The following is a 16,189-nucleotide window of genomic DNA, read 5'->3' as shown; positions in this document are numbered from 1 at the left end:
TCTCCACCTCACGGTGGAGAGATTTTTTCTTTTATGCACTTATCCCGCCCGTTTGTCCCGCTCCAGGGCGATGCGGTCGGCAATCATGGCGATAAACTCGCTGTTGGTGGGCTTGCCCTTGGTGTTGGACACGGTGTAGCCGAAGTACCACTGCAACACCTCCAGGTCTCCCCGGTCCCAGGCCACCTCAATGGCGTGGCGGATGGCCCGCTCCACCCGGCTGGCGGTGGTGCCAAACCGTTTGGCCACCTCGGGATAGAGCACCTTGGTCACGGCATTGATCATCCCCATATCCTCCACCGCCATGGCAATGGCCACCCGGAGATACTGGTAGCCCTTGATGTGGGCGGGCACCCCGATCTCATGGATGATGGAGGTGATCTTCCGTTCTAAATCCCACTCTTCCTCCTCCTGGTGGGTCTGGCGCTCCTGGGTCTGATCGCACAGCTGGGCCATGCGCTCCACCACCGCAGACAGACGGCAGGGCTTGAGCATGCAGTAGTCTGCCCCCCGCTCCTTCACCTGCTGGGCCAGGGCGGAATGGGAAAAGGCGGAGAGCACCACAACCCTGGGCCGATTGGGCCCCAGCTGCTCCAGCACCTCCAACCCGTCCATCCCGGTGAGCATCAAGTCCATAATAATCCCCTGGGGCTGATGCTTGGCCACCAGGTCCAACAGCGCTTCCCCGTCCCCGGTCTGGGCCACGACCTCCATATCCTCACGGTCCCCCAGGGCGTCCGCCAACATCCCGCGGTACTCCTCTGAGGCATCCGCAATGATGATCTTCTTCACATCGCTCATCTGTGTGACAATCCTTTCTCAAAGTGGAGTCAGTCTGGTTTTACCATCTTTTTCCTGTACCTCTAAAATACCACAGAATGCCCGATCTGGCAAGCCATAGTTTCCACTTTCGTTCGACAGGATTGTCAAATTTTGTAATCTCTCAGCCGCTGTTTTTCCTACAGGATGATTGAAGTTTCGTTATTTGTTCTTGTTATTGTAGTAAAAGAGCATGGAGCGGTACAACATGACCCCCACCACCAGGGGAAAGACGATCCCCAGCACCACCCCGTCCAGGGTGGCCAGGAAGGGCAGTCCGCCATTGCGGGCCACCATGGCCACCGACATCAGGACCACGGCCAGGGGGATCCAGGCAAAGTGCAGCAGCTTCATAGCCCGCTTCTTCCCAGCGGGCAGGTCCGGCTCCAAGGTCTCCGGGTGCTTGGCGGTGCAGCGCACCGTGGCAACCGGCGCCCGGCCCATCTGGGTGTACAGCCGCTCTGCGGTGTACTCCACCCCATCCAACGTAAATTCCGGGTACATCCCCTCTTTGGTGATGGTGATGTCCACCTGGTTCTCCCGGGCGAAGTCCAACAGCGCCTGGGTAAACTCCCGGGCGTTGGTCACGGCCCCCTCGGGGATGTAGGTAAAGGTGGCCTTCTGGAGGAACTTGCACATCTTTTTGTAGTCCTCTCTCCACTGGGTAAACAGGTGCTTCCGGTTCTCCTCCCGGTCCATCTCCCGCAGAATGGCGTCCACCTCTGCGTCCCCGCTCAGCCCTTGGAGGGATTTACAAAACCGGATGGCGGTCTGTACCTCCTGCACCCGCTCCCGCAGCTGCCGCTCCTGGGCCGTGGCGGCGTCCTCCAGGGACGTCTTCCCATCCAGTACCTTTTGAATCTCCTCCAGGGGCATATCCACCATGCGCAGGGCTCGGATAAGCTTGAGCCGCTCGATATCCTGGGACGAGTAGTCCCGGTAGTCGTTGTCCTGATTGCGGGCGGGGTGCAGCATTCCCTTCTGCTCGTAAAATCGGATGTTGCGCTTGGAAATTCCCGTCAGTTTCTCTGCCTCTTTGATGTTCATATCATGCGCCTCCTCTCTGGCTCTGGTGTCAAAATACACCTTTCACCTGGTGGAAGGTCAAGGGTTTTTGCAAAAAAGATTTCCTTTCACCCACAGAAACAACCAGCCAAGAGGCGGACACATCCCGCCTCTTGGCTGCTCTCACGGGTTCTCTTGGGTTTCCTCGGCCTGTCTTCGGTTGTAGTTTTCCACTAGGGCCGAACGGAAAATAAAGGCGCCCACAATCAGGGGCAGCATGATGGCTGCCGCGACGCTGCCATTGGCCAACACCACCGCCACCTCCGTGGCGATCATGCCCAGCAGCACCCACCCCAACCGATAGCGCCGGAAGGTGCTCACATGCTCCCGACGGTTGCGGGGACTCTGAAGTTCTTTTTCTTGTTCCATCATCCAAGTTCCTCCTCATCTCATCACAAAGGAATGCGCTCATTCCGGTAGACGGTAATCAGCTGGTTGTCGCTGGAGAAAATGTACACATAGCCGTGGTAGATCAGCACCACGCCGTCCCCGTGCTGCTCCTGAATCTCCTGCACCAGCCGGGCGGAGGTGCGTTTGAGCTGCCGGGCGCTTTTGCCGAAGCAGTAGGCCTTCATGGCCAGGTCTTGGAGGTTCTCCAACGTCTTTCCCTGCATCCGCTCCAGCATGCGCTCCTTGGCGTGGACTGTCACCCCCACCGGATAGCGCTGGGGGCTGAGAAAGCCCTCGGAGCTGTACAAGGAGTCTGCATAATCGGCCACATCGTAGAGGCGATTATACCGCCCCTGGAGGTCCTTGCCATGGATATTATATCCCCGGCGGTCGTAGCCCTCCCGATCATAGCCCTGCTTATCATAGCCAAATCGGTCATAGCCCTCTCGATTGTAGCCCCGGGAATCATACCCCTGCCAATCGTACCCGTTGCGGTCATAGCCCCGGGTGTCGTACCCCAGGCGGTCATATCCTTCCCGGTCGTACCCTCGGGGATCATACCCCTCTTCATCGTACTGCTTCTCCCGCCAAGTGGGCATTCCGCTGGGGGGACCTGAGCGTCTGTTCCGGTGGGACGGGAGAACCGCCCACACAATCACCGCCACGCCCGAGAGCACCAGCACTACAACCAGCCCGATCAGCAATTTCCAAGTGTCCAAGGTCTACACCTGCCTCATCTGTATTAGACTCATTCTACCATAAAGTCTTCAAAAAAGACAGAGGGAAAACATAAGGCGGAAGCGATCCAGCTTCCGCCCTGTTTTACCAGTACAATAATCCTATGATAAAGACCGCCAGTGCCAACACAGGCAAGAGCGTCCAGGAGATGTATCGGCTGGCCATCTCCCACCCGGAGGGCTCCGCATCCTCCACGTTGCTAATTTCAAAGAGGAGATGGAAGCGGAACAGCTCGTCGGCATACAGGATGGTGAGGGCCGTGGCCACACAGATGACCACGCCTAACACCCAACCCCACCAGCTCCCCGGATGGGTCAGCTCCGGGCCAAACATGACCTCCAGGATGGTGTAGGCCGAGGGCTCCATCATACTTGTAAGATTCCCGTATACATCGAAGGATATCTCCATGGAGCTGTCCCGATGCATCTGGCTGCCATCCTGACGGTACACACGGAAGGTCTCACCCTCCCCGGATACACCGCCGTAAAAGAAGGTCTCCCCTCTCCGCTGCAGCTGGATGCCCCGCACTCCCTCCGGCAAATCCACCAGGTTCGGGTCTTCCTGGACGGTATAGGGGCCGTAGGTCTTCTCCCCGTAGTAAAACTCCACGGTCTGGTCCTTGGACACGGTGAAGCGGGCCGTTTCTCCATACACCTTCCCCTGGTACACCGTATTCTCTCCCTTCTGGGTGCGCAGCAACAGGCCATCCCGGTAGGAATAGGCCTGGCGGGAGGTGAGGATCGGATAGAGCACAGTGAACACCAGCACCATAGCCGCCATCAAAATCAAAACACCCTTTTGATATCCATTCAACTCTCTCAGACGCTGCATATTCACACCTACCTTTCCCGTTTTTCTCTCTCCTGACATTGTACCACACCTGTGCTTGGGGTGCCATATAGAGGGTGTAAAATTGTCTCTAGCCTTCTCTTTTCAAGTACAGCACGCCGGAGCAGCAGGTAACCGGTTCAAATTCCAGCTGTGGGAACGCCTCTTTTAGCTCCTCAAAGACAAAATAGATTTCGTCCTCGTCCCACTTCTCTGCCATCCGGCGGCGGCAGGCCTCCAACTCCTCCCGGGTGCGAAAGGCCACATCTCCCACGTAAATGCAGCCATTGGGGGCCAGCAGCCCCAGCAGGTCCCGGAAAAAGCGGACCTTTTGCGTATCGGACAGGTGGTGCAGGGAATAGGTGGCAAGGATGGCATCGTATTGCCGCCCCATCAGCTCGTTTGCCAGCCCCAGGGTAAAGTCCCCCTGATATAGGTGAGCCTCTGGCATTTTCTCCTGGGCCAGGTCGATCATCCGCTGGGAAAAGTCCTGCCCATAGATGGTGCAGCCCTGCTCATAGAGCTTGGTGGTCAGAGTCCCTGTACCGAAGCCAATATCCAGCACCTGTCGGCCGGGGTTGGTCAACACGTGATTGTAAATGGTATTTAAAATCTGCCCATAGCCCGCAAAGGGGTATTCGTCGTTTTCTTCTGATACAGCCACGCTCTTGTCGTAGCCGTCTGCCCAAAGGTCAAATTCCAGGTGATTTAACATACGTTGTAGTTCCTTTCTCCGCTCAAATCAGCATCAGCACGCCTGCGACCAACAACATTATCACCAGCGCCCCGGCCAACATCCATTGTTTCTCCCGAACGGCCTCGCAGATGTCCCGCAAATACCGCAACCCCAGAAGCCCCACGCTGAGAAAGACAAACAGCAATCCCAAGGGGGCACCGATGCGAAACACCAAGCTGGGATATGCCGCTCCAGACAGCATGACCCCAAACAAGAGGACAAGGCCCAGGATTCCACTGGCAACGGTCAGTTTGGACAGCCTGTCTTTCATCGTGGAACACTCCCTTCCATTTATGCAATATTTTGTCTGTTTCCATTTGAACAGCACGGATAAGTGCCTATATTGTACTATGCTTTTCCTCACTAGTCACGAACTTTTTTACTATCCAGTTATTTTATCTCATGCATGTATCAATACAACATTTCTGAACTATACTAATATTACTGAGGGTAAGTACACATTAGACGTCCTGTGTGTTGGGTTTCTTATTGACATGCACCGACTTCTAAGCTATACTTATCTCAGTGAATAGGTTGCAGAAGCTCGTGGGGCCTGCAATCGGAGGAGTCCCTGCGGGGACTCCTTTTTATTTTGAGGTGTTTACCATGGCAAAGCCTTTTATGACATATCAGCAGCAACTACTTAAGCTGGAAGAGAAACATTTGGTGATAGATGACCCTCGAGCTGTAGAGGATATTTTACATCGCTATGGATACTTTGCTCTCATATCTGGTTATAAAGATTTATTAAAGAATCCTACAACCAAAAACTACAAAGATGGTACCACCATTTATGATCTCGTGGCCATCTATCATTTCGATGAACAACTCCGTGGGCTAACCCTTCAATATCTGCTCCATGTTGAGCGACATATTCGTTCTGTGTTATCATATTGCTTTTGCAATACCTTTGGTGATTTACAGACAGCCTATCTATCTCCGCAGAACTATGATATTTCTACAGCAAAAAAGAGTGCTGCCGTAACAAAGCTTATCAATTGCTACTTGAAACCACCGATTGTAAAGCCCACAAAATATGTCTACATCGAGCATCAAAAACAACAGCATCAGAACGTACCGCTCTGGGTGCTCGTCCATACTTTGACGTTCGGCACACTTTCCAAAATGTATGGGCTCTGCAAACCACAAGTACAGTCTGCTATCAGCAGGGAGTTTTTGGGGATTGATGAGCATCAGTTGAAACAAATTCTGCAGGTAGTAACAGACTTCCGCAATGTCTGTGCACATAACGAGAGGTTATTTACCCACCGCTGTCCCACCCACGATATTCCCAATTTGCCTTTACACCAAAAACTGAAAATCCCCAAAAATGGGCAGGAATATATCTATGGAAAACGGGACTACTTTGCCGTGGTACTTGCCCTTCGGTATCTGATTCCTCACAAGGAATTTTTGGTATATAAAAAACATCTATCCAAGTTGATGGACAACCTGTGTGCCACAACAGATAAAATATCACAGGAAGCCCTTCATGAGAAACTGGGTTTCCCTTGTAATTGGAAAAAAGTCATTTCTTATAAAAAGGTGTAAACAAAAGTCAGCAAGAATTGTCTACTTCTTGCTGACTTTTTCTTTATTTTGGACTTTCCTGCTCTGTCTGAGACGGCATGTACTCCAAAATATCCCCCGGCTGACAGTGCAGCGCCTCACAAATGGCCTCCAAGGTGGAAAAGCGGATGGCGCTGACCTTCCCCGTCTTGATTTTCGACAGGTTCACGTTGGCGATTCCAACCTTTTCCGCCAGGGCATTGAGGGACATTTTCCGGTCTGCCATCACCCGGTCCAATCGTAATACAATGGGCATAAGTTTCTCCTCATTTCACGTCACAGCGTCTCGTCGGACAGCTGCTGCAAGGTCTCCCCGTAGATAAAAATGCGCCGAAACAGCCGAATCAAAAAGAACCAAATAATAAAATCACCATCTCCTACCACGGTTAAGGAGCAGGATTCCACCATGTTTGCAGCAAACAGGGAAGAAATATCAATCATCTGGTCGTAAACCATGTTTGTTGCCAGTTGAAGAATCAGTCGAACCACACCAAAAATCAAGACCGTATAGGATAGCTTTTTCAACCCATCGCTCACCGCCGTGTTGAACGGTTTTCCCTGTGTCATTGGTTCAAAAATACCTTGAAGGATTCGGATCGCGTAACAGGAAAGGCCCCCGTAAAGGACAATGTTCGCCAAGGACATCCATAAAATGTTGATCAGTTGTGCGCGGGAGTACCCCTGGCTGAGTTTCAACCTGTAATTTCCAATCGTAATGGAAACACCCTGGATGACTGCTGTATCATCCATAAAAATCAACGATGCAATCATGATACATGCAGAGACAACGCTGACAACGACGACAATCCAAAACAGAATTCGCAGGATTTTCTGCACCAGCTTGGTGGATTTCATAATTTTCTCCATATAGCTCCCTCCTTATTTTGTGGGTTTCTCTACTTGCATTATACGAGGAGCATATATCTTTGTCAATATATTTTTAACGACAAACATTAAATTTTATATGTATTATATAAGAAGGGCGAGGACACTCAACTCGTGTCCTCGCCCTGGTCTTATCCTGCCGCCTGGAGCATGTCTCCAATATAGATGCCATAGCCAGAGGTGGGGTCGTCCACCATGACATGGGTGACGGCCCCGATGATCTTGCCGTTTTGGAGAATGGGGGAGCCGCTCATGCCCTGGACGATGCCTCCGGTTTTGTCCAGCAGTCTGGGGTCGGTGACGTGGATGAGGTAGTCCCGGCCCCCGTCCTGGCTGTCCGGGTAGACCTTGAGAATCTCAATCTCGTACTCCTCCACCTGGTTGCCGGAGATGTTGCTGAGGATGGTGGCCTTCCCCGCCTTCACCTGGTCCCGGCTGGCCACCTCCACCGCCTCACCGGAAAACCAGCTGGTGTCGGTCATGGTGCCGTAGATGCCACAGGAGGTGTTGTCGTCCAGCTCACCCAGAGTCACATCCGCCTCAAAGATGCCACGCAGCTGTCCCGGGGTTCCACACTGCCCCTTGTCCACCCCGGAGACCGTGGTGGGCAGAATGCTGCCGCTCTCCAGGGGCATGAGCAGAGCCGTGTCCACGTCGTTGATGCCGTGGCCCAGGGCCCCGAAGGTCCCGGTCTGGGGACAGTAGAAGGTGACGGTACCAATGCCCGCCATGGAGTCCCGAATCCAGGCCCCCAGCTTATACGCCCCATCGGCGGAGCACAGCACCGCCTGGGCGGTCAACTGCACCCGCTCCTCGTTGCGGATAGCCCGGATGCTCATGGTCTCCCCCTCCAGCTCCTGCAAGAGGGCAGACACCTCCTCAATGGTATCCACCTCGGTGGAGTTGATATGGGTGATGATGTCCCCCTCCCGCAGACCGCAGTCCTTGGCCGGATTCACCGCCCCGTTCTGGGTGGAAATTTCCGAAGTTCCCACCACCACAACGCCATCGGAGAAGAGCTTGATGCCCACGGCACGCCCCACTGGGACCACTTTCAAGGTGTCGGCTCTGGCGCTGCCCAGGACCGGCCACAGGGCCAGAGCTACCACCAGCACCACCAGGACGACCCGCAGCACCGCCTGGGTCATCCCCACCCATGGTTTGATCTCTTCGTTCAATGATCCTCACCGCCTCTTCGTTCACAATTTGGGCGTTCGCCCAATCCTTAATGTGCCTGAGACGGCGGGGTTTCTTCCGTGGAAAAGGGAGGGCCTTTTGGAAAAGGCCGAAATGGAGCGAAAAAACTTTTGTGTTTCACCGCGGTTTCATTCATAGTTTGCCCCACTGCGGGCATAACTTGTAGTAAGAAACGAGGTGAGAGCTGTGAAAATTTTTCAAAAAAAGACGATTTTTACCCTGATTGCCGCCCTGATCTTGGGGGTAGTACTTCATTTTCTCTTCTCCTGGCTGCCCCGCCCCATCACCGCTCTGGTCTCTCCGGTGCGGGAGAGCCTGTGGGAACATCTGAAAATTCTCCTCATCCCCCTGCTGCTGTCCGGGCTGTATCTCACCCATGGCCGAGGTCTGGACGGTCTGGCCCCCTGGCTGTTGACCCTGCCCATCATCGGCGGGGCCATGCTGCTGCTGAGCTACCTCTATCACGTCCCCTTCCAGGGCGAAGGGATGGCCTTTGACCTCATTTTGTACGTGGTACTCATGGTGGCAGGGTTTGTGCTGGCCCAGGTCCTGGCCCCGCTCACTCAGCGGCCTTTCCTCCCCACCCTCTGCCTGGTGGCGGCTCTGGCGGTGGGTTGGATGATGATCTGGTTCACCTTTTTCCCCCCGGATATGGTAGTATTCCTGGACCTGAGCAAACATACTCCCACCTTTTATATCCTGCCCAAGTAAAAAAATCTGCACCGATTTCCCGGTGCAGATTTTTTTACTTAAGGCTGTTGAGATACTCCTCTACGTCGAAGGGGTCCAGGCCGCTGTCCTTACGGAGGTACAGGGGGTGGTGGGGATGTCCCTTCTTGGAGCGCTTCCCGGCGGTGTACCAGGCAGCCCCATGAGTCTGGCCGATGGCGATCATGTCCCGGACACAGGCGGGCAGATAGTCCCGCTTTTCGATGATGGTGCCCCAGGCCGCCCAGATGGCGGGCTGAGTGTCCTCGTAGAGGGAGAGAACATAGTCAAAGGCCTGCATATTCTCCCGATGGAGCGTCTCATTGCAGTGTTTTTCCATGTGGTCCGGATCGGTGGCCCGCTGGGGGTAGACGTTGAACATGACAAAGCTGTCAAAGCCGTTGTGGAGGGCCACCCGCTCCACCGACTTCAAGGTGTTGTCCAGATCGTCGGGGGCGGCTGTAGAGGGATTGATGCCCACACAGATGAGGGGCCGCTTGCCCCGGGTGGCCAGAATGTATCGGTACTCGCAGTAGAAGGGGGGCACGTACAGCCACCGATTGACGTCATAGTCCTCTTTGGGGGTGAGCGCCTGGTCCAGCGCCTCTTGGAAGGGCAACAGCTCAAGCAAGCTGGTTTCGCCGCTGGGAATGTGCATGGAGGGTCCTCCTTGATGTTTTTTCCCATCATACCACGGGGACGGGGAAATGGAAAGCGTCCCCGCCTTGCTTTTTTTCTCCTTGTCGTTTATCATACTGATATCGACTTTGGAGAGGAGGGCTGTTTATGCCAAAGCAGCGCCATCACTGGGTGGGCATGCGCATGGTAAAGACCGTGATTGCCGTGTTTATCTGCGGGATCTTCGGCTATGTGCGGGGCGAGCCCGCCTTTTATTCTATGATTGCCGCGGTCATCTGCATGCAGAACTCCACCGACAAGACCATCACCTCCTCGGTGAACCGGGCCATCGGCACCCTAGTGGGCGGCCTGTACGGTATCATCATCCTCTACGGCCTGGAATTCTTCCACGCCGAGAATTTGGACTTGCTGCGCTATACCCTGGTATCTCTCACCATCATCCCCCTCATTCGCACCGCCCTGGTGCTCAAGCGGCCCTCCAGCGCCTCTCTGTCCTGCGTGGTGTTCCTGTGCGTCACCGTCAACCACAACACGGACAGCTCCCCCGCCCTCTTCGCCCTCCAGCGTATGGTGGACACCCTGGCGGGCGTGGCGGTGACCTGTGTCATCGACCTGCTGCTGCCCTACCACCCCAAACCGGAAGAGGTTGCCGCCCCTGCCGAGCCCCCTTCCACCACCGACACCACACCCAAGGAGCCCAAATCATGACATATACCCAGGTCCTTCCCGCCCGTTTTCTCTCCCGCCCCAACCGCTTTGTGGCCCAGGTGGAAGTGGACGGGCGCACGGAAACGGTCCATGTAAAAAACACCGGACGGTGCCGGGAACTGCTCATCCCCGGCCGCACCGTCTACCTCACCCCAGGGGACAACCCCAAGCGCAAGACCCCCTATGACCTCATCGCCGTGGATAAAGACGGTCTGCTGGTGAACATGGACGCCCAGGCCCCCAACCAGGTCTTTGCGGAGTGGGCCCGGGCGGGGCACTTCGTCCCCGGCCTCACCCTGCTGCGCCCGGAGACCACCTGGGGCAACTCCCGCTTCGACTTCTACTGGGAGGCGGGGGACCGCCGGGGCTTTGTGGAGGTGAAGGGGTGCACCCTGGAGGAGGACGGCCACTGCCGCTTCCCCGACGCTCCCACCACCCGAGGCGTGCGCCACCTGCAAGAACTGGAGGCCAGCCTGCAAGAGGGCTATGAGGCCGCCGTGTGCTTTGTCATTCAGATGGCGGGCATGAAAGATTTCGCCCCCAACGACGCCACCCACCCGGAGTTTGGGGCCGCTCTGCGTGAGGCCGCCCGGGCAGGGGTACAGGTGCTGGCACAGGAGTGCACCGTCACCCCGGACACCCTGACCATGGGGGAACCGGTGGCGGTTAAGCTGTGAGAGATTTCGCCGCCTGCGGCCTGGAAAAATTCGTTGCTTTTTCCCGGCTGTGACGGTATAATAAATAGGTTATTAACGAATGAAGGAGCGTGTCCCTATGCCTGAGGAACTCAACCCCGTAGTGTCCCAGAATTTTATCCACAATTTCATTGATGAGGATATTGCACAGGGCGGCCAGTACCAAGGCATGACCGTCCACACCCGTTTTCCCCCCGAGCCCAACGGCTATCTCCACATCGGCCACTGCAAGGCCCTGACCATCGACTTCGGCACCGCCGAGAAGTACGGCGGTCTATGCAACCTGCGTATGGACGACACCAACCCCGCCAAGGAGGATACCGAGTACGTGGAGGCCATCCAGGAGGATATCCACTGGCTGGGCTTTGACTGGGGCGACCGATTCTTCTACGCCTCGGACTATTTTGAGAAGATGTACGAGTATGCCGTGGAGCTCATCAAGAAGGGCCTGGCCTACGTGTGCGAGCTGACTCCCGAGGAGTTCCGTGCCAACCGCGGCTCCATCGGCGTCCCCGCCACCTCTCCCTGGCGTGACCGTCCCATCGGGGAGTCTCTGGACCTGTTCGCCCGGATGCGGGCCGGAGAGTTTGAAAACGGCAAATATACCCTGCGTGCCAAGATTGACCTCAATAGCGGCAACTTCAACATGCGTGACCCGGTGATTTACCGCATCAACCACGCCCATCACCACCGCCAGGGCAACAAGTGGTGCATCTACCCCATGTACGACTTCGCCCACCCCATTGAGGACGCCCTGGAGGGGATCACCCACTCCCTGTGCTCCCTGGAGTTTGAGGACCACCGTCCCCTGTACGACTGGGTGGTGTCCAACGTGTCCATCCCCTACCACAAGCCCCGCCAGATCGAGTTTGCCCGCCTGGGTATCAACTATACCGTGATGAGCAAGCGCAAGCTGCGCCAGCTGGTGGAGGAGAACCGGGTGTCCGGCTGGGATGACCCCCGTATGCCCACCCTGTGCGGCCTGCGCCGCCGTGGCTACACCCCCCGTTCCATCCGCAACTTCTGCGAGCGCATCGGCGTGGCCAAGGCCACCAATACCATTGAGTACGCCTTCTTGGAGTACTGCCTGCGGGAGGACCTGAACGAGACCGCCCAGCGGGTGATGGCGGTGCTGCGTCCCGTGAAGCTGACCATCACCAACTATCCCGAGGGCCAGAGCGAGACCTTCGAGGTGGAGAACAACCCCAACCGTCCCGAGGACGGTACCCGCACCGTCACCTTCTCCCGCAACCTGTACATTGAGGCGGAGGACTTCCTGGAGACTCCCATCCCCAAGTACAAGCGCCTGACCCCCAACGGCCTGGAGTGCCGTTTGAAGGGCGCCTACCTCATCACCTGCACCGGATGCGTCAAGGACGAAAACGGCAACGTGGTGGAGGTGCTGGCCACCTACGACCCCGAGTCCCGGGGCGGCAACCCCGCCGACGGCCGCAAGGTGAAGGGCGCTACCATCCACTGGGTGGATGCCGCCACCGCTCTGGATGCGGAGATCCGCCTGTATGACAACCTCTTCTCCGACCCTGACCCCGACGCCGGAGACAAGAACTTCCTGGACTGCCTGAACCCCCACTCTCTGGAGGTGCTCCAGGGCGCCAAGGTGGAGGCCAGCCTGGCAGGTGCCCAGAAGGCCGACCGCTTCCAGTTCATGCGCCAGGGCTACTTCTGTGCCGACAGCCGGGACAGCAGCCCCGAACACCTGGTGTTCAACCGGGCCGTGTCCCTGAAGGATAGCTTCAAGCCTCAATAAATATTTTTTCGCCGGAAGCAGCAAAACCGCTGCTTCCGGCTTTTTCTGTCTCACCGGGCAGGCCTGGGCCGGAGAAATCCATGGAGGTTGGGCTTTACGGTATACCGGGGGATATGATATACTACTTTAGACTATAATTGTACGAGATAGAAAGGACCTATACCATGGAAATTGATGGAGTTGTGGTACAAGATACCTACTTTTACAAAGATATGAACCTGTCCGAGGCCATTATGAAAGCCCTGGACAAAAAGGGCTTCACCCAGGCCACCGCCATCCAGGGCGGTGCCATCCCCTACTTCATGCAGGGACGGGACGTGGTGGCCAAGGCCCCCACCGGCACCGGCAAGACCTACGCCTTCGGCATCCCCATGGTGGAACATGTGGACCCCCAGTCCGACCAGGTGCAGGGACTCATCCTGGCCCCCACCCGGGAGCTGGCGGTGCAGATTCGGGACGAGCTGCGGGACCTGTGCGCCTTCCGGGAAGGGGTGCGCATTGTGTGCCTGTACGGCGGCCAGCCCATTGACAAGCAGATTACCCAGCTGAAAAATCGGCCCCAGATCGTGGTGGCCACCCCTGGCCGGCTCATGGACCACATGAAGCGGCGCACCGTGCGCCTGGACGGGGTCCAGACCGTGGTGCTGGACGAGGCCGACCGGATGCTGGACATGGGCTTTATCCAGGATGTCACCCGCATTCTGGACAAAATCCCCCACCGGAAGAATTTAGGCCTCTTCTCTGCCACCATCAGCCGAGAGGTGATGGACATCTCCTGGGTGTACCAGCGGGACCCGGTGGAGATCACGGTGCGTCCCGTGGAGGAGAACCGCCCGGATATTCAGCAATATCGCATTGATTTGGAGGGCCGGGAACAGAAATTGGAGACCCTCATCGCCCTGCTGGAGGGCGGGGAGTATGAGCGTGCCATCGCCTTCTGCAACACCAAGAACATGACCGACCGCCTGGCGGGCCTGCTGTCCATGCGTGGCATCTCCTGCAAGGCCATCCACGGCGACATCCAGCAGCGGGTGCGGGAGAAGACCCTCCAGCAGTTCAAGGCCGGACAGCTGCGGGTGCTGGTGGCCACCGACGTGGCCGCCCGTGGCCTGGACATTGACGACGTGGATGTAGTATTCAACTACGATGTGCCCGACGAGCAGGAAAACTACGTCCACCGGGTGGGCCGTACCGGCCGGGCCAAGCGCCACGGCGTGGCCTACACCCTGGTGGCCTCGGTGACCGAGGCGGTGCGGATGCGGGACATTGCCCGCAACACCCGCATGGACATCCAACTTTTGAAATATGATAAGGATGGCTGTCTCATGCTGGTGGACAGCGAAAACAGCTAAATTCTCGTTTGAAGGAAGGTATGTATGTCTGGATTTGACCTTTCCGTGTCCGTCTCCCTGGTCACCGTCTTTGTCCAGGGCATTCTGAGTTTTTTCTCCCCCTGCGTCCTCCCCCTCCTCCCCCTCTACCTGGGCTACCTGTCCGGCAGCATGGGGGACGCCCAGGGGGCCCAGACCTCAAGGGTGAAAACCCTGGTGAACACCTTGTTCTTTGTCATCGGCATTTCCGCCGCCTTTTTCCTGCTGGCGCTTGGCATGACCGCTCTGGGTCAGGCCCTGCACCAGTATCAGAAGATCATCATTCAGGTGGGGGGCATTCTCATCATCGCCTTTGGTCTCTTCCAGCTGGGGGTCTTTCGCCCCATGGCCCTGGAGCAGGATCGGCGCATCCGCTTCCCTCTGCAAAAGCTGGCCATGAGCCCCCTGGTGGCCCTGGTGTTCGGCTTCACCTTCTCCTTTGCCTGGACCCCCTGCGTGGGTCCCGCCCTGGCCAGCGTGCTGCTCATGGCGGGCTCGGCGGACACCGCCCTCCAGGGCTTTGCCCTCATCGGCCTGTACACCCTGGGCTTTGTCCTGCCCTTCCTGGCGGTGGCTCTGTTTGCCGGGGGACTGTTGAAGCTGTTTCAGAAGCACCGCAACGTGGTGCGCTACACCGTGAAGGTGGGCGGAGCGCTGCTGGTGGTCATCGGCCTTCTCATGGTCACCGGGTGGATGGACACCCTGTCCGGGTCCCTGGCGGGCTCTGACCCCCAGGCCACCCCCACCGTCCAGGTGACCCAGCAGCCGGAGGTCACAGACACCCCAGAGGCCACCGACACTCCCCAGGAAAGTCAGTCCCCCATTCCCGCCCTGGACTTCACCCTCACCGACCAGTTTGGCAACACCCACACCCTGGACCAATACAAGGGAAAGACCATTTTGCTGAACTTCTGGGCCACCTGGTGCGGGCCCTGCCGCAGTGAGATGCCCGACTTGCAGGCGGTCTATGAGGACTACGGCAACAATGAGAAGGACCTGGTGGTGCTGGGGGTAGCCGCCCCCAACCTGGGCCAGGAGGGCTCGGCGGAGGATATCACCGCCTTTTTGGAAGAGAACGGGTACACCTATCCCACCCTCATGAACGAAGATGCCAGCCTCTTCTACTCCTACGGCATCTCCTCCTTCCCCACCACCTTTATGATCGACAAAAACGGCAACGTCTATGGATATATCATGGGAGCACAGTCCCGGGAGGTGTTTGACGACATCATCCAGCAGACCATGGACGGGGCCAATTCCTAACCGGGAGGCTTTTGTATGGAACTTCGTGTTCTGGCCATTGGAGACGTAGTGGGCGAGAGCGGCGTGGACTTTCTCTGCCGCCACCTGCCCACCCTCCGCCGCCAGTATGACATTCATTTTACCGTGGTCAACGGGGAGAACGCCGCCTCCAACGGCCTGATGCCCCAGCAGGCCCGGGACATCTTCTCCGCCGGGGCGGACGTCATTACCATGGGCAACCACACCTGGGGCAAGCGCCAGATCGTGGACGAGATGGAGCGCAACCCCTACATTCTCCGCCCCGCCAACTACACCAGCCGGGCCCCCGGCCGGGGCTGGGGTATCTTCGACGGCCCCCGGGGCACCACCATTCGGGTGGTGAACCTCATTGGTCGCTGCTCCATGGACTCCAACTTCGACAACCCCTTCACCAAGATGGACGAGATTTTGAAGGAGGGGGACGCCACCCTCACCCTGGTGGACTTCCACGCCGAGGCCACCAGCGAGAAGGGGGCCATGGCCTGGTATCTGGACGGGCGGGCCCAGGCCCTGTGGGGCACCCACACCCATGTGCCCACCGCCGACATCCAGGTCTTCCCCAAGGGGCTGGGCTTTGTCACCGACCTGGGCATGACCGGCCCCACCCAGTCGGTGATCGGCATTCACCCCTCCCAGGCCATCAACCGCTTCCTGGGCGGCCTGCCCCAGCGGTTCCAGCCCGCCGACGGCCCCTGCGGCATGGACGGGGTGCTGTTTACCATCGACACCAACACCCGCCGCTGCCTCAGCGTGGAGCGGGTGGACATTGACGGATAAGGAGGGCTCCCCATGC

General features: G+C 57.3%; 19 protein-coding genes. 8 read left to right on the top strand and 11 right to left on the bottom strand.

The genetic code is table 11. The features are described 5' to 3' along the window. Window positions 1-39: 39 nt before the first annotated feature. From spo0A to E0L15_RS10560, 7 genes are all read right to left on the bottom strand, one after another. The gene (gene spo0A, locus E0L15_RS10590; RefSeq protein WP_087233605.1) at window positions 40-801 is read right to left on the bottom strand and encodes a sporulation transcription factor Spo0A; all 762 of its coding nucleotides are present in this window, start codon (window positions 799-801) and stop codon (window positions 40-42) included. Between the two features lie 180 nt (window positions 802-981). Further along, on the bottom strand, window positions 982-1,866 hold the full coding sequence (locus tag E0L15_RS10585) for a MerR family transcriptional regulator (protein WP_168125567.1): 885 nt from the start codon (window positions 1,864-1,866) through the stop codon (window positions 982-984). Between the two features lie 141 nt (window positions 1,867-2,007). Beyond that, window positions 2,008-2,256 carry a hypothetical protein gene (locus E0L15_RS10580; RefSeq protein WP_168125566.1) on the bottom strand — a complete coding sequence of 83 codons (249 nt, stop codon included), beginning with the start codon at window positions 2,254-2,256 and terminating at the stop codon, window positions 2,008-2,010. Between the two features lie 20 nt (window positions 2,257-2,276). Beyond that, window positions 2,277-2,993, bottom strand: coding sequence for a hypothetical protein (locus E0L15_RS10575; protein WP_168125565.1), 717 nt, complete (start codon window positions 2,991-2,993; stop codon window positions 2,277-2,279). A gap of 103 nt (window positions 2,994-3,096) precedes the next feature. After that, window positions 3,097-3,843 (bottom strand): hypothetical protein, encoded by a 747-nt coding sequence (locus E0L15_RS10570; protein ID WP_168125564.1) that lies wholly within the window; start codon window positions 3,841-3,843, stop codon window positions 3,097-3,099. 88 nt (window positions 3,844-3,931) lie between these two features. Next, window positions 3,932-4,555 carry a class I SAM-dependent methyltransferase gene (locus tag E0L15_RS10565; protein WP_168125563.1) on the bottom strand — a complete coding sequence of 208 codons (624 nt, stop codon included), beginning with the start codon at window positions 4,553-4,555 and terminating at the stop codon, window positions 3,932-3,934. A 22-nt stretch (window positions 4,556-4,577) separates the two neighbouring features. Next, complete coding sequence (locus tag E0L15_RS10560; protein WP_087233619.1) at window positions 4,578-4,847, bottom strand: hypothetical protein; 270 nt, start codon at window positions 4,845-4,847, stop codon at window positions 4,578-4,580. A 335-nt stretch (window positions 4,848-5,182) separates the two neighbouring features. On the opposite strand from E0L15_RS10560, the gene E0L15_RS10555 reads away from it, so the two are divergent. After that, window positions 5,183-6,127 carry an Abi family protein gene (locus tag E0L15_RS10555; RefSeq protein ID WP_168125562.1) on the top strand — a complete coding sequence of 315 codons (945 nt, stop codon included), beginning with the start codon at window positions 5,183-5,185 and terminating at the stop codon, window positions 6,125-6,127. A 43-nt stretch (window positions 6,128-6,170) separates the two neighbouring features. Here the strand turns inward: E0L15_RS10555 and E0L15_RS10550 are convergent, their stop codons facing one another. The 3 genes from E0L15_RS10550 to spoIVB all read right to left on the bottom strand — a co-directional run bounded on the left by E0L15_RS10550 (window position 6,171) and on the right by spoIVB (window position 8,208). Further along, the gene (locus E0L15_RS10550; RefSeq protein WP_168125561.1) at window positions 6,171-6,401 is read right to left on the bottom strand and encodes a helix-turn-helix transcriptional regulator; all 231 of its coding nucleotides are present in this window, start codon (window positions 6,399-6,401) and stop codon (window positions 6,171-6,173) included. A 20-nt stretch (window positions 6,402-6,421) separates the two neighbouring features. After that, on the bottom strand, window positions 6,422-7,012 hold the full coding sequence (locus E0L15_RS10545; RefSeq protein ID WP_087372662.1) for a hypothetical protein: 591 nt from the start codon (window positions 7,010-7,012) through the stop codon (window positions 6,422-6,424). 149 nt (window positions 7,013-7,161) lie between these two features. Next, window positions 7,162-8,208, bottom strand: a complete 1,047-nt coding sequence (spoIVB, locus tag E0L15_RS10540; protein WP_243155468.1) for a SpoIVB peptidase — start codon at window positions 8,206-8,208, stop codon at window positions 7,162-7,164. Window positions 8,209-8,413: 205 nt separating this feature from the next. Between spoIVB and E0L15_RS10535 the strand changes: the two genes are divergently transcribed. After that, the gene (locus E0L15_RS10535; protein WP_168125560.1) at window positions 8,414-8,938 is read left to right on the top strand and encodes a DUF6512 family protein; all 525 of its coding nucleotides are present in this window, start codon (window positions 8,414-8,416) and stop codon (window positions 8,936-8,938) included. 34 nt (window positions 8,939-8,972) lie between these two features. On the opposite strand, the gene E0L15_RS10530 is transcribed toward E0L15_RS10535, so the two are convergent. Then, window positions 8,973-9,593, bottom strand: coding sequence for a DUF1643 domain-containing protein (locus E0L15_RS10530; protein ID WP_168125559.1), 621 nt, complete (start codon window positions 9,591-9,593; stop codon window positions 8,973-8,975). Window positions 9,594-9,721: 128 nt separating this feature from the next. Here E0L15_RS10530 and E0L15_RS10525 point away from each other — a divergent pair, with 128 nt between their 5' ends. The 6 genes from E0L15_RS10525 (at window position 9,722) to E0L15_RS10500 (ending at window position 16,173) form a co-directional block, all read left to right on the top strand. Then, the gene (locus E0L15_RS10525) at window positions 9,722-10,282 is read left to right on the top strand and encodes an FUSC family protein (RefSeq protein ID WP_087372671.1); all 561 of its coding nucleotides are present in this window, start codon (window positions 9,722-9,724) and stop codon (window positions 10,280-10,282) included. After that, a complete protein-coding gene (gene sfsA, locus E0L15_RS10520; protein ID WP_168125558.1) occupies window positions 10,279-10,959 on the top strand; it encodes a DNA/RNA nuclease SfsA in 681 nt (226 codons plus the stop codon). The genes E0L15_RS10525 and sfsA overlap by 4 nt, the downstream gene beginning before the upstream one ends. Before the next feature lie 97 nt (window positions 10,960-11,056). Further along, the gene (locus tag E0L15_RS10515; protein WP_168125557.1) at window positions 11,057-12,745 is read left to right on the top strand and encodes a glutamine--tRNA ligase/YqeY domain fusion protein; all 1,689 of its coding nucleotides are present in this window, start codon (window positions 11,057-11,059) and stop codon (window positions 12,743-12,745) included. Window positions 12,746-12,909: 164 nt separating this feature from the next. Beyond that, window positions 12,910-14,097 (top strand): DEAD/DEAH box helicase, encoded by a 1,188-nt coding sequence (locus E0L15_RS10510; RefSeq protein WP_168125556.1) that lies wholly within the window; start codon window positions 12,910-12,912, stop codon window positions 14,095-14,097. Window positions 14,098-14,121: 24 nt separating this feature from the next. After that, the gene (locus E0L15_RS10505) at window positions 14,122-15,378 is read left to right on the top strand and encodes a cytochrome c biogenesis protein CcdA (protein WP_168125555.1); all 1,257 of its coding nucleotides are present in this window, start codon (window positions 14,122-14,124) and stop codon (window positions 15,376-15,378) included. Window positions 15,379-15,393: 15 nt separating this feature from the next. Continuing rightward, complete coding sequence (locus E0L15_RS10500; RefSeq protein ID WP_168125554.1) at window positions 15,394-16,173, top strand: TIGR00282 family metallophosphoesterase; 780 nt, start codon at window positions 15,394-15,396, stop codon at window positions 16,171-16,173. Window positions 16,174-16,189: the final 16 nt, after the last annotated feature.

The sequence above is a fragment of the Pseudoflavonifractor sp. SW1122 genome, from assembly GCF_012027765.1.
Classification (GTDB): domain Bacteria; phylum Bacillota; class Clostridia; order Oscillospirales; family Oscillospiraceae; genus Enterenecus; species Enterenecus faecium.
The sequence above is the reverse complement of the archived record's forward strand: the minus strand, read 5'-3'. Positions and strand labels throughout refer to the sequence as shown.

Coding starts and splice junctions, on each gene's coding strand:
- spo0A (WP_087233605.1), bottom strand. CDS start 801: ATGAGCGATGTGAAGAAGATCATCATTGCGGATGCCTCAGAGGAGTAC.
- E0L15_RS10585 (WP_168125567.1), bottom strand. CDS start 1,866: ATGAACATCAAAGAGGCAGAGAAACTGACGGGAATTTCCAAGCGCAAC.
- E0L15_RS10580 (WP_168125566.1), bottom strand. CDS start 2,256: ATGATGGAACAAGAAAAAGAACTTCAGAGTCCCCGCAACCGTCGGGAG.
- E0L15_RS10570 (WP_168125564.1), bottom strand. CDS start 3,843: ATGCAGCGTCTGAGAGAGTTGAATGGATATCAAAAGGGTGTTTTGATT.
- E0L15_RS10565 (WP_168125563.1), bottom strand. CDS start 4,555: ATGTTAAATCACCTGGAATTTGACCTTTGGGCAGACGGCTACGACAAG.
- E0L15_RS10560 (WP_087233619.1), bottom strand. CDS start 4,847: ATGAAAGACAGGCTGTCCAAACTGACCGTTGCCAGTGGAATCCTGGGC.
- E0L15_RS10555 (WP_168125562.1), top strand. CDS start 5,183: ATGGCAAAGCCTTTTATGACATATCAGCAGCAACTACTTAAGCTGGAA.
- E0L15_RS10550 (WP_168125561.1), bottom strand. CDS start 6,401: ATGCCCATTGTATTACGATTGGACCGGGTGATGGCAGACCGGAAAATG.
- E0L15_RS10545 (WP_087372662.1), bottom strand. CDS start 7,012: ATGGAGAAAATTATGAAATCCACCAAGCTGGTGCAGAAAATCCTGCGA.
- E0L15_RS10530 (WP_168125559.1), bottom strand. CDS start 9,593: ATGCACATTCCCAGCGGCGAAACCAGCTTGCTTGAGCTGTTGCCCTTC.
- E0L15_RS10525 (WP_087372671.1), top strand. CDS start 9,722: ATGCCAAAGCAGCGCCATCACTGGGTGGGCATGCGCATGGTAAAGACC.
- sfsA (WP_168125558.1), top strand. CDS start 10,279: ATGACATATACCCAGGTCCTTCCCGCCCGTTTTCTCTCCCGCCCCAAC.
- E0L15_RS10515 (WP_168125557.1), top strand. CDS start 11,057: ATGCCTGAGGAACTCAACCCCGTAGTGTCCCAGAATTTTATCCACAAT.
- E0L15_RS10510 (WP_168125556.1), top strand. CDS start 12,910: ATGGAAATTGATGGAGTTGTGGTACAAGATACCTACTTTTACAAAGAT.
- E0L15_RS10505 (WP_168125555.1), top strand. CDS start 14,122: ATGTCTGGATTTGACCTTTCCGTGTCCGTCTCCCTGGTCACCGTCTTT.
- E0L15_RS10500 (WP_168125554.1), top strand. CDS start 15,394: ATGGAACTTCGTGTTCTGGCCATTGGAGACGTAGTGGGCGAGAGCGGC.